The 11,740-nt window shown below is 55.2% G+C and carries 4 protein-coding genes, 2 tRNA genes and 6 rRNA genes (1 of these 12 running past the window's edge); 2 read left to right on the top strand and 10 right to left on the bottom strand.

Going from position 1 to position 11,740, the window contains the following annotated elements; all coding sequences use genetic code 11:
* Window positions 1-14 precede the first annotated feature (14 nt).
* Window positions 15-356: a hypothetical protein gene (locus ACTORR_RS15095; protein WP_054887217.1), complete on the top strand. Its 342-nt coding sequence runs from the start codon at window positions 15-17 to the stop codon at window positions 354-356.
* Window positions 357-393: 37 nt separating this feature from the next.
* On the opposite strand, the gene lapD is transcribed toward ACTORR_RS15095, so the two are convergent.
* Both lapD and lapG read right to left on the bottom strand, forming a co-directional pair.
* A complete protein-coding gene (lapD, locus tag ACTORR_RS15090) occupies window positions 394-2,340 on the bottom strand; it encodes a cyclic di-GMP receptor LapD (RefSeq protein ID WP_054887216.1) in 1,947 nt (648 codons plus the stop codon).
* Window positions 2,341-2,350: 10 nt separating this feature from the next.
* A complete protein-coding gene (gene lapG, locus ACTORR_RS15085) occupies window positions 2,351-3,043 on the bottom strand; it encodes a cysteine protease LapG (RefSeq protein ID WP_054887215.1) in 693 nt (230 codons plus the stop codon).
* Window positions 3,044-3,315: 272 nt separating this feature from the next.
* Between lapG and ACTORR_RS15080 the strand changes: the two genes are divergently transcribed.
* Window positions 3,316-4,005 carry a GntR family transcriptional regulator gene (locus ACTORR_RS15080; protein WP_054887214.1) on the top strand — a complete coding sequence of 230 codons (690 nt, stop codon included), beginning with the start codon at window positions 3,316-3,318 and terminating at the stop codon, window positions 4,003-4,005.
* A 75-nt stretch (window positions 4,006-4,080) separates the two neighbouring features.
* Here ACTORR_RS15080 and rrf (ACTORR_RS15075) read toward each other — a convergent pair.
* From rrf (ACTORR_RS15075) to ACTORR_RS15040, 8 genes are all read right to left on the bottom strand, one after another.
* Window positions 4,081-4,196, bottom strand: a 5S ribosomal RNA gene (rrf, locus tag ACTORR_RS15075).
* 109 nt (window positions 4,197-4,305) lie between these two features.
* Window positions 4,306-4,421 (bottom strand): 5S ribosomal RNA (gene rrf / locus ACTORR_RS15070).
* Between the two features lie 131 nt (window positions 4,422-4,552).
* A 23S ribosomal RNA gene (locus tag ACTORR_RS15065) occupies window positions 4,553-7,445 on the bottom strand.
* Between the two features lie 239 nt (window positions 7,446-7,684).
* Window positions 7,685-7,760 (bottom strand) — tRNA-Ala (locus ACTORR_RS15060).
* Window positions 7,761-7,781: 21 nt separating this feature from the next.
* Window positions 7,782-7,858 (bottom strand) — tRNA-Ile (locus tag ACTORR_RS15055).
* Between the two features lie 85 nt (window positions 7,859-7,943).
* Window positions 7,944-9,480, bottom strand: a 16S ribosomal RNA gene (locus ACTORR_RS15050).
* 447 nt (window positions 9,481-9,927) lie between these two features.
* Window positions 9,928-10,043, bottom strand: a 5S ribosomal RNA gene (rrf, locus tag ACTORR_RS15045).
* Between the two features lie 131 nt (window positions 10,044-10,174).
* A 23S ribosomal RNA gene (locus tag ACTORR_RS15040) occupies window positions 10,175-11,740 on the bottom strand; it runs 1,327 nt beyond the window's last position.
* The 16S, 23S and 5S rRNA genes sit together here with 2 tRNA genes alongside, the layout of an rRNA operon.

Raw genomic sequence — 11,740 nt, 5'->3', positions numbered from 1 at the left:
CGAGGATGGAAGCACTGTTCTATGTGCAACGCGACCAGAAAGGGCAACTGCAGCGGGTCGAACCCGTGCCGTACGCCGACCACACGGAAGTCCTGCCGGCCGACCATGCCGAGATTCAGGGGTGGTTTGCCGACGATGTCGTCGAAAACAGCCTCAAGCAGCTCAAGCAGAGCGACCTGGATATGATCCGTGTGCTCGAGGACCTGATCGAAGTACTCACGGCCAAGGGCGTGTTCAGCATCACCGACCTGCCGGCGGGGGCGCAGGCCAAGTTGCTCAACCGCTCCACCGCGCGCAAGGCGCTGGGGAGCTTGAACAACCTGATCGAGGAAGAAGAGGAAGGCGGCTTGATCTGAAATCACCGGGTGCGCCTTGCGCCCCGGTATTCTTCGATCAACGCCAGGGCGCCGGCTCGCCGACCAGCTGCCCCTGGATGCCACCGACACCCATCTCCACCAGCACCAACCGCTCGCCTTCGGTTTCCACCCGCTCGGCAATCAGCGGCAGATCGATGCTGTGCGCCGCGCGCTGGATAGCCTCGATGAACAGCCGCTTGTGCTGTTCCTGGTCAATGTTGCGGATGTAGCTGCCGTCGATCTTCAGGTAGGCAAGGCCCAGGTGTGCCAGGTTGCCGATCATGCTGAAGCGCCCGCCGAAGCGCTGCAGCGCCAGGCCGAAGCCCAGCCCGTGCAGACGGCGGGTGAGTGTTTCCAGCGCGGCCTGCTCGGGCAGTTGCTCCTCGCCGATCTCGAAGGTCAGGCGCGAACCCAGCGCGGTGTTCTGCCCCAGCAGCTCGTACACCCTTTGCAGGGCCGTGGGGTCGGCCAGGGTCGTCGCCGACAGGTTCAGCGCCACCATCTGGTCATGGTTGCGCAAGTGCGTCAACACCTTCTCCAGCACCAGCTCGTCCAGCCGTGACATCCAGCCGAAGCGCTCCAGCCAGGGCAGGAAGCGGCCGGCCGGCAGGGCGTTGCCCTGGTCGTCCAGCAGGCGCGAAATCACCTTATGATGCAAGACGCGCTGGGTATCCCTGGCCTCCACCACCGGCTGGAAGAACAGCGCAAACTGGCCGTTTACGAACGCTTCATCCAACCGCGTGTGCCAAGCGTGCTGGGTATCGCCAGCCACATCTGCCACACCCTGCTCCAGGCACACCCATCCCGGCAGGGGCTGGTTCTCGGCCCGCGCCAACGCTTCGTCGGCCAACTTGAGCAAGGCTTGGGGCTCATCGCCCGGGTGGAATGGAGCAAGGCCAATGCAGGCCACCGGCTGGATATCGCTGGCCCCGGTCTCGTGCAGGCTCTGCAACGCGATTTCCAGGGCTTGGGCGAGCTGGATGGCCTCCTCATGCACCATGCCCGGCGCCAACACCGCGAACTCACCGCCACGGCTGCGGGAAATCAGGTCGTTGGTTTCCGGGTAATGCGCACAGGCGCGGCGCAGTTGCTCGCCCACCGCCTGCAGCAGCTGGTCGGTGCGCTGGCCACCCAAGCGCGCGTTGAGCCCTGCCAGGCCCTGCACACGCAACAGCAGCAGGTAGCCGGAACGCGCTTCTTCCAGGTTACTGACCCGGGCATTGAGCTGCATCTCGAAATAACGGCGGTTGGACAGCCCGGTCAAGCTGTCCTGATAGGACTCGGCGCGCAGCCGTTCACTGCGTTCTGCCTGCTCGGAGAACAGCGCCTTGAGCTTCTCGACCATCTGGTTCATCGCCTGCACCACGCGACGCAGCTCCGGTGTGCGCGGCAGGTCCGGCAGGCTGAGGAATTCGCGGCGGGCAATGGCGTGGGACTGCTCGACCATGTACTCCAGCGGACGCAGTTGACGGCGCAGCAGCAAGGCACCGAGCACGGCGCTGGCGGCGCCGCACAGCAGCAGCCAGCCCAGGCTGCCCAGGGCACTCTGCCAGAGCTTGCCGATGGCGAACATCGGGTGGCTGATGACCTCGACCCGTGCCGCCTGCTGCCAGCCACGGCTGACGAGGGCGTCGCCGCCGGCCGCTTCCAGGCCGATCAGGTTGATGAACCAGCCAGGTACACCGCCAGGGTCCGGCTCTGCATGGCGCTCGACCAGCACGGCATTGGAGCTCAGGTCGACCACCTTGATGCTGGCGTAGTAGCCACTGTCGAAGATCGAGCTGACCATGAGTTCGACCATTGCCTGGTCATCGATATTCGGCGTCAGCGACAGTGCCAGCGCAGTGGCCGCATCCTGGGCATGCGAGCGCAACTGGTTGACGTACTGGCTGCGCGAGCTTTCCAGGCTGACCATGAAGCTGCCGCTGAACGCGACGACCAGGAACAGACAAATGGCCAACAGCAATTGTTTGAACAGTGACATCAGTGCTCCTTCAGTAAACCGGTTCGGCCGGGAACCCTTCTGCCTGCATTTTCTTCAACAAGTCCTGCCAACGGGACAGGCGCTTGGTATCACCGACCTTCTTGTTGCCCGCAGCGCCGGTCAGCCACAGACCTTCACCATTGAAGGCGTACACCGGCAGCAGGTCAGTGCGCTGGCTGGCCGGCTTGATTGCGTCCATCAGGCTGTCGAGCACCAACGGCTGCGCCTGTGGGCTTGAATAGTAGGTCAGCACCATGTGCGCGCGGTTCTGGCGCAAAGCCTTGACGTAGGTGATGCGCAGCTTCTCGCTGGGGATCCCCATGCGCCGCAGGCTGAAATACTTGGCGATTGCGTAGTCCTCGCAGTCGCCGGCGCCTTTTACAAGGGCCTGGATCGGCGTGGCCCAGTAGTCGACCTCATGCCACAGGTCGATATCTTCGACGTAACGCAGTTGCTGGTTGAAGAACTGGTTGACCACCTGCAAGCGCTGCATCTCGCTGCCCTGGCTCTGTGTGGCCATCAACCGCTGCCAGGCATCGATGCGGCCCTTGCCGTTACCCAGTGGGCCATACAGGGCCTCGGACTTGCGGCTGATCTCGGCAAAATCCCAATCCGCATGCAAACCGCCCAGCAGCAAGCTACCTAGCAGCAGGGCAAGGCCGAAACGTCGCACGGCGGTTTTGAGCAGCCAGGTAATCGCCACTGCGAGGCCCTGTTCAGGTCATTCCAAAGCAGCGATGGTGCGGCCTGGCCACCTAAAAGACAATGGCACCGCGCAATCATCTAGCCGATAGTCGGCCAGGTACGACTTTATAGTTAATGCTTAGGGGGTGTCGCTTCCTTTGCCAGAAGAACTCATCCACCATAATTGTGAACCTAAGCCGCTCGCTTCTTCGCCAGCGCAGGTTTGACAGGCCCCCTACCTATCACTAGGGTCATTGGATCCAACTTTTTTGTCGTCGAGGCACACTTCGCTTGGCCGAGAAAATCAAACTTACTAACGTGCTGGCCTGCGAACAACTGCCAGCACACCTGGCGCGTAGCGTTATTGAAGAACGCCTGCGCAGCGCCATTCTCGATGGCCGCCTGCCACCTGGCACCGCCGTGCGCCAACAGGAAGTTGCCGACCTGTACGGTGTCAGCCGCATGCCGGTGCGCGAGGCGCTGCGCCAGCTGGAAGCGCAATCGTTGCTGAAGGTGGAAATGCACAAGGGTGCAGTGGTCGCCCCCCTGATAGGCGAGGACGCAGTCGACACCTATGCATTGCGCGTGCTCCTGGAGAGCGAAGCGCTGCGCCAATCTATTCCGTTACTCGATGCCAATGATATCGCCAGTGCCCGTGGTTACATTCAGCAACTGGAGAACGAAACTAGCCATGCGGAAATCGGCCGTCTCAATCGACTTTTTCACATGGCGCTCTATGGCAAGGCATCCAACCAGAAACTGCTGCGTCTGATCGAGAACGAGCTGAACGAGGAAGAACGCTTCTTGCGCTTTCACCTGTCATCCATGGGGCTGGGCAAGCTGACCCAGGACGACCATAACGCCTTGGTGGATGCTGCCGCTGACAAATTGGTCGACGAGGCGGTAAGGGTGCTGGAGCAGCATCTGAACAATGGATCGCGGGTGATCAGAAACTACCTGGACAAACAACTCGCCCGCTAGCGCGCACGTCAGGGTACTGTAGGCCGGAAAAGAAAAAGCCCCTGTCTGCAATGCAGACAGGGGCTTTTGTTTGAATCTTGACGATGACCTACTCTCACATGGGGAAACCCCACACTACCATCGGCGATGCATCGTTTCACTGCTGAGTTCGGGATGGGATCAGGTGGTTCCAATGCTCTATGGTCGTCAAGAAATTCTGTATGCCGGTCCGTCCCGAGGACGTACCCGCGAATCTCTGTAGTTCCTACTTAAAGACCAAACCCCTACCTGCACGCGCAGATAGGGGTTTTGCGAAATGAATCTTGACGATGACCTACTCTCACATGGGGAAACCCCACACTACCATCGGCGATGCATCGTTTCACTACTGAGTTCGGGATGGGATCAGGTGGTTCCAATGCTCTATGGTCGTCAAGAAATTCTGTTGCCAGAATGTCTTTTGAACACTCTTGGCTAATTCGGATATGTGAATTTGTGATCTTGCGAACTTTCGGTTCGTGTCATCTTCACCACCGCAATCTGCGCTAGCAAATTGCTTGGGTGTTATATGGTCAAGCCTCACGGGCAATTAGTATTGGTTAGCTCAACGCCTCACAGCGCTTACACACCCAACCTATCAACGTCGTAGTCTTCGACGGCCCTTCAGGGAACTCAAGGTTCCAGTGAGATCTCATCTTGAGGCAAGTTTCCCGCTTAGATGCTTTCAGCGGTTATCTCTTCCGAACATAGCTACCCGGCAATGCCACTGGCGTGACAACCGGAACACCAGAGGTTCGTCCACTCCGGTCCTCTCGTACTAGGAGCAGCCCCTCTCAAATCTCAAACGTCCACGGCAGATAGGGACCGAACTGTCTCACGACGTTCTAAACCCAGCTCGCGTACCACTTTAAATGGCGAACAGCCATACCCTTGGGACCGGCTTCAGCCCCAGGATGTGATGAGCCGACATCGAGGTGCCAAACACCGCCGTCGATATGAACTCTTGGGCGGTATCAGCCTGTTATCCCCGGAGTACCTTTTATCCGTTGAGCGATGGCCCTTCCATACAGAACCACCGGATCACTAAGACCTACTTTCGTACCTGCTCGACGTGTTTGTCTCGCAGTCAAGCGCGCTTTTGCCTTTATACTCTACGACCGATTTCCGACCGGTCTGAGCGCACCTTCGTACTCCTCCGTTACTCTTTGGGAGGAGACCGCCCCAGTCAAACTACCCACCATACACTGTCCTCGATCCGGATAACGGACCTGAGTTAGAACCTCAAAGTTGCCAGGGTGGTATTTCAAGGATGGCTCCATGAGAACTGGCGTCCCCACTTCAAAGCCTCCCACCTATCCTACACAAGCAAATTCAAAGTCCAGTGCAAAGCTATAGTAAAGGTTCACGGGGTCTTTCCGTCTAGCCGCGGATACACTGCATCTTCACAGCGATTTCAATTTCACTGAGTCTCGGGTGGAGACAGCGCCGCCATCGTTACGCCATTCGTGCAGGTCGGAACTTACCCGACAAGGAATTTCGCTACCTTAGGACCGTTATAGTTACGGCCGCCGTTTACCGGGGCTTCGATCAAGAGCTTCGCTTGCGCTAACCCCATCAATTAACCTTCCGGCACCGGGCAGGCGTCACACCCTATACGTCCACTTTCGTGTTTGCAGAGTGCTGTGTTTTTAATAAACAGTCGCAGCGGCCTGGTATCTTCGACCGGCATGGGCTTACGGAGCAAGTCCTTCACCCTCGCCGGCGCACCTTCTCCCGAAGTTACGGTGCCATTTTGCCTAGTTCCTTCACCCGAGTTCTCTCAAGCGCCTTGGTATTCTCTACCTAACCACCTGTGTCGGTTTGGGGTACGGTTCCCAGTTATCTGAAGCTTAGGAGCTTTTCTTGGAAGCATGGCATCAACCACTTCGCGCTCTAATGAGCACTCGTCATCAGCTCTCGGCCTTGAAATCCCGGATTTGCCTAAGATCTCAGCCTACCACCTTAAACTTGGACAACCAACGCCAAGCTGGCCTAGCCTTCTCCGTCCCTCCATCGCAATAACTGGAAGTACAGGAATATTAACCTGTTTTCCATCGACTACGCTTTTCAGCCTCGCCTTAGGGACCGACTAACCCTGCGTCGATTAACGTTGCGCAGGAAACCTTGGTCTTTCGGCGTGCGAGTTTTTCACTCGCATTGTCGTTACTCATGTCAGCATTCGCACTTCTGATACCTCCAGCAAGCTTCTCAACTCACCTTCACAGGCTTACAGAACGCTCCTCTACCGCATCACCAGAAGGTGATACCCGTAGCTTCGGTGCATGGTTTGAGCCCCGTTACATCTTCCGCGCAGGCCGACTCGACTAGTGAGCTATTACGCTTTCTTTAAAGGGTGGCTGCTTCTAAGCCAACCTCCTAGCTGTCTAAGCCTTCCCACATCGTTTCCCACTTAACCATGACTTTGGGACCTTAGCTGACGGTCTGGGTTGTTTCCCTTTTCACGACGGACGTTAGCACCCGCCGTGTGTCTCCCATGCTCGGCACTTGTAGGTATTCGGAGTTTGCATCGGTTTGGTAAGTCGGGATGACCCCCTAGCCGAAACAGTGCTCTACCCCCTACAGTGATACATGAGGCGCTACCTAAATAGCTTTCGAGGAGAACCAGCTATCTCCGAGCTTGATTAGCCTTTCACTCCGATCCACAGGTCATCCGCTAACTTTTCAACGGTAGTCGGTTCGGTCCTCCAGTCAGTGTTACCTAACCTTCAACCTGCCCATGGATAGATCGCCCGGTTTCGGGTCTATACCCAGCGACTAAACGCCCTATTAAGACTCGCTTTCGCTACGCCTCCCCTATTCGGTTAAGCTCGCCACTGAATATAAGTCGCTGACCCATTATACAAAAGGTACGCAGTCACCTAACAAAGTAGGCTCCCACTGCTTGTACGCATACGGTTTCAGGTTCTATTTCACTCCCCTCTCCGGGGTTCTTTTCGCCTTTCCCTCACGGTACTGGTTCACTATCGGTCAGTCAGTAGTATTTAGCCTTGGAGGATGGTCCCCCCATGTTCAGACAAAGTTTCTCGTGCTCCGTCCTACTCGATTTCATTGACAAGAGATTTTCGTGTACGGGGCTATCACCCACTATGGCCGCACTTTCCAGAGCGTTCCACTAATCTCAAATCAACTTAAGGGCTGGTCCCCGTTCGCTCGCCACTACTAAGGGAATCTCGGTTGATTTCTTTTCCTCAGGGTACTTAGATGTTTCAGTTCCCCTGGTTCGCCTCTTGTACCTATGTATTCAGTACAAGATACTCAGCTTGTGCTGAGTGGGTTCCCCCATTCAGAGATCTCTGGATCACAGTCTGTTTGCCGACTCCCCAAAGCTTATCGCAGGCTACCACGTCTTTCATCGCCTCTGACTGCCAAGGCATCCACCGTATGCGCTTCTTCACTTGACCATATAACCCCAAGCAATCTGGTTATACTGTGAAGACGACATTCGCCGAAAATTCGCATGTTGCGCTTTCGCGCAGAACTCACAAATTTTACCTTAGCCTGATCCACCAGCAGTGAAACTGGTGTTCAGTCTATATCTATCACATATCCGAATTTTTAAAGAACGATCTGACAAAAGCCAGAAATCAACATTCGATGCGAATGCTCATTTCTGAATTTGATCAAGCAAGTAAGGTGTAAGTGGTGGAGCCAAGCGGGATCGAACCGCTGACCTCCTGCGTGCAAGGCAGGCGCTCTCCCAGCTGAGCTATGGCCCCGTGTACGGCTTAACTCTGTAATGGTAGGTCTGGGCAGATTTGAACTGCCGACCTCACCCTTATCAGGGGTGCGCTCTAACCAACTGAGCTACAGACCTATAACAGGGTCACTTTGCAACATCGTCTTTTACAATGAATCAAGCAATTCGTGTGGGAGCTCATCAGCAGGCTGATGTCGTCGATTAAGGAGGTGATCCAGCCGCAGGTTCCCCTACGGCTACCTTGTTACGACTTCACCCCAGTCATGAATCACACCGTGGTAACCGTCCTCCCGAAGGTTAGACTAGCTACTTCTGGTGCAACCCACTCCCATGGTGTGACGGGCGGTGTGTACAAGGCCCGGGAACGTATTCACCGCGACATTCTGATTCGCGATTACTAGCGATTCCGACTTCACGCAGTCGAGTTGCAGACTGCGATCCGGACTACGATCGGTTTTGTGAGATTAGCTCCACCTCGCGGCTTGGCAACCCTCTGTACCGACCATTGTAGCACGTGTGTAGCCCAGGCCGTAAGGGCCATGATGACTTGACGTCATCCCCACCTTCCTCCGGTTTGTCACCGGCAGTCTCCTTAGAGTGCCCACCATAACGTGCTGGTAACTAAGGACAAGGGTTGCGCTCGTTACGGGACTTAACCCAACATCTCACGACACGAGCTGACGACAGCCATGCAGCACCTGTGTCAGAGTTCCCGAAGGCACCAATCCATCTCTGGAAAGTTCTCTGCATGTCAAGGCCTGGTAAGGTTCTTCGCGTTGCTTCGAATTAAACCACATGCTCCACCGCTTGTGCGGGCCCCCGTCAATTCATTTGAGTTTTAACCTTGCGGCCGTACTCCCCAGGCGGTCAACTTAATGCGTTAGCTGCGCCACTAAAATCTCAAGGATTCCAACGGCTAGTTGACATCGTTTACGGCGTGGACTACCAGGGTATCTAATCCTGTTTGCTCCCCACGCTTTCGCACCTCAGTGTCAGTATCAGTCCAGGTGGTCGCCTTCGCCACTGGTGTTCCTTCCTATATCTACGCATTTCACCGCTACACAGGAAATTCCACCACCCTCTACCGTACTCTAGCCTGCCAGTTTTGGATGCAGTTCCCAGGTTGAGCCCGGGGCTTTCACATCCAACTTAACAAACCACCTACGCGCGCTTTACGCCCAGTAATTCCGATTAACGCTTGCACCCTCTGTATTACCGCGGCTGCTGGCACAGAGTTAGCCGGTGCTTATTCTGTCGGTAACGTCAAAACAGCAAGGTATTAACTTACTGCCCTTCCTCCCAACTTAAAGTGCTTTACAATCCGAAGACCTTCTTCACACACGCGGCATGGCTGGATCAGGCTTTCGCCCATTGTCCAATATTCCCCACTGCTGCCTCCCGTAGGAGTCTGGACCGTGTCTCAGTTCCAGTGTGACTGATCATCCTCTCAGACCAGTTACGGATCGTCGCCTTGGTGAGCCATTACCCCACCAACTAGCTAATCCGACCTAGGCTCATCTGATAGCGCAAGGCCCGAAGGTCCCCTGCTTTCTCCCGTAGGACGTATGCGGTATTAGCGTTCCTTTCGAAACGTTGTCCCCCACTACCAGGCAGATTCCTAGGCATTACTCACCCGTCCGCCGCTGAATCAAGGAGCAAGCTCCCGTCATCCGCTCGACTTGCATGTGTTAGGCCTGCCGCCAGCGTTCAATCTGAGCCATGATCAAACTCTTCAGTTCAATACTGCTTGGGTTTTTAAGAAACCCTAAACTTGGCTCAGCAATCTCAAATGACTATGTGATTTCTCGCATGGCCACTTGTGATGCTGATAATCTTTGTGACTATCAGTCCGTACTCACAAGCACCCACACGAATTGCTTGATTCGATTTGTTAAAGAGCGTTTGGTCAAGAGCGTTTCATCTCAACCGAGGCGCGCATTCTACGCTTTCCTCAGAGCCTGTCAAGCGTTTATTTTGAAGTTTTTTGCGAGAAACTCGTTTAGCTTCAAACACTTGGCTCGCTGCGATCTCTCGTAGCGGGAGGCGAATAATACAGCATTCAGTAACGCTGTCAACCACCTTTTTACCACCACCGGTTGGCTATTCACCTACCAGGAGAAGCGATAGCTTCTACTTAAAGACCAAACCCCTACCTGCACGCGCAGATAGGGGTTTTGCGAAATGAATCTTGACGATGACCTACTCTCACATGGGGAAACCCCACACTACCATCGGCGATGCATCGTTTCACTACTGAGTTCGGGATGGGATCAGGTGGTTCCAATGCTCTATGGTCGTCAAGAAATTCTGTTGCCAGAATGTCTTTTGAACACTCTTGGCTAATTCGGATATGTGAATTTGTGATCTTGCGAACTTTCGGTTCGTGTCATCTTCACCACCGCAATCTGCGCTAGCAAATTGCTTGGGTGTTATATGGTCAAGCCTCACGGGCAATTAGTATTGGTTAGCTCAACGCCTCACAGCGCTTACACACCCAACCTATCAACGTCGTAGTCTTCGACGGCCCTTCAGGGAACTCAAGGTTCCAGTGAGATCTCATCTTGAGGCAAGTTTCCCGCTTAGATGCTTTCAGCGGTTATCTCTTCCGAACATAGCTACCCGGCAATGCCACTGGCGTGACAACCGGAACACCAGAGGTTCGTCCACTCCGGTCCTCTCGTACTAGGAGCAGCCCCTCTCAAATCTCAAACGTCCACGGCAGATAGGGACCGAACTGTCTCACGACGTTCTAAACCCAGCTCGCGTACCACTTTAAATGGCGAACAGCCATACCCTTGGGACCGGCTTCAGCCCCAGGATGTGATGAGCCGACATCGAGGTGCCAAACACCGCCGTCGATATGAACTCTTGGGCGGTATCAGCCTGTTATCCCCGGAGTACCTTTTATCCGTTGAGCGATGGCCCTTCCATACAGAACCACCGGATCACTAAGACCTACTTTCGTACCTGCTCGACGTGTTTGTCTCGCAGTCAAGCGCGCTTTTGCCTTTATACTCTACGACCGATTTCCGACCGGTCTGAGCGCACCTTCGTACTCCTCCGTTACTCTTTGGGAGGAGACCGCCCCAGTCAAACTACCCACCATACACTGTCCTCGATCCGGATAACGGACCTGAGTTAGAACCTCAAAGTTGCCAGGGTGGTATTTCAAGGATGGCTCCATGAGAACTGGCGTCCCCACTTCAAAGCCTCCCACCTATCCTACACAAGCAAATTCAAAGTCCAGTGCAAAGCTATAGTAAAGGTTCACGGGGTCTTTCCGTCTAGCCGCGGATACACTGCATCTTCACAGCGATTTCAATTTCACTGAGTCTCGGGTGGAGACAGCGCCGCCATCGTTACGCCATTCGTGCAGGTCGGAACTTACCCGACAAGGAATTTCGCTACCTTAGGACCGTTATAGTTACGGCCGCCGTTTACCGGGGCTTCGATCAAGAGCTTCGCTTGCGCTAACCCCATCAATTAACCTTCCGGCACCGGGCAGGCGTCACACCCTATACGTCCACTTTCGTGTTTGCAGAGTGCTGTGTTTTTAATAAACAGTCGCAGCGGCCTGGTATCTTCGACCGGCATGGGCTTACGGAGCAAGTCCTTCACCCTCGCCGGCGCACCTTCTCCCGAAGTTACGGTGCCATTTTGCCTAGTTCCTTCACCCGAGTTCTCTCAAGCGCCTTGGTATTCTCTACCTAACCACCTGTGTCGGTTTGGGGTACGGTTCCCAGTTATCTGAAGCTTAGGAGCTTTTCTTGGAAGCATGGCATCAACCACTTCGCGCTCTAATGAGCACTCGTCATCAGCTCTCGGCCTTGAAATCCCGGATTTGCCTAAGATCTCAGCCTACCACCTTAAACTTGGACAACCAACGCCAAGCTGGCCTAGCCTTCTCCGTCCCTCCATCGCAATAACTGGAAGTACAGGAATATTAACCTGTTTTCCATCGACTACGCTTTTCAGCCTCGCCTTAGGGACCGACTAACC

Source organism: Pseudomonas sp. SAR267, assembly GCF_052077595.1.
Taxonomy (GTDB): Bacteria; Pseudomonadota; Gammaproteobacteria; order Pseudomonadales; family Pseudomonadaceae; genus Aquipseudomonas; species Aquipseudomonas vlassakiae.
Note: the sequence above shows the minus strand (reverse complement) of the source record. Positions and strands in the feature narration are given on the sequence as shown.

Coding starts and splice junctions, on each gene's coding strand:
- lapD (WP_054887216.1), bottom strand. CDS start 2,340: ATGTCACTGTTCAAACAATTGCTGTTGGCCATTTGTCTGTTCCTGGTC.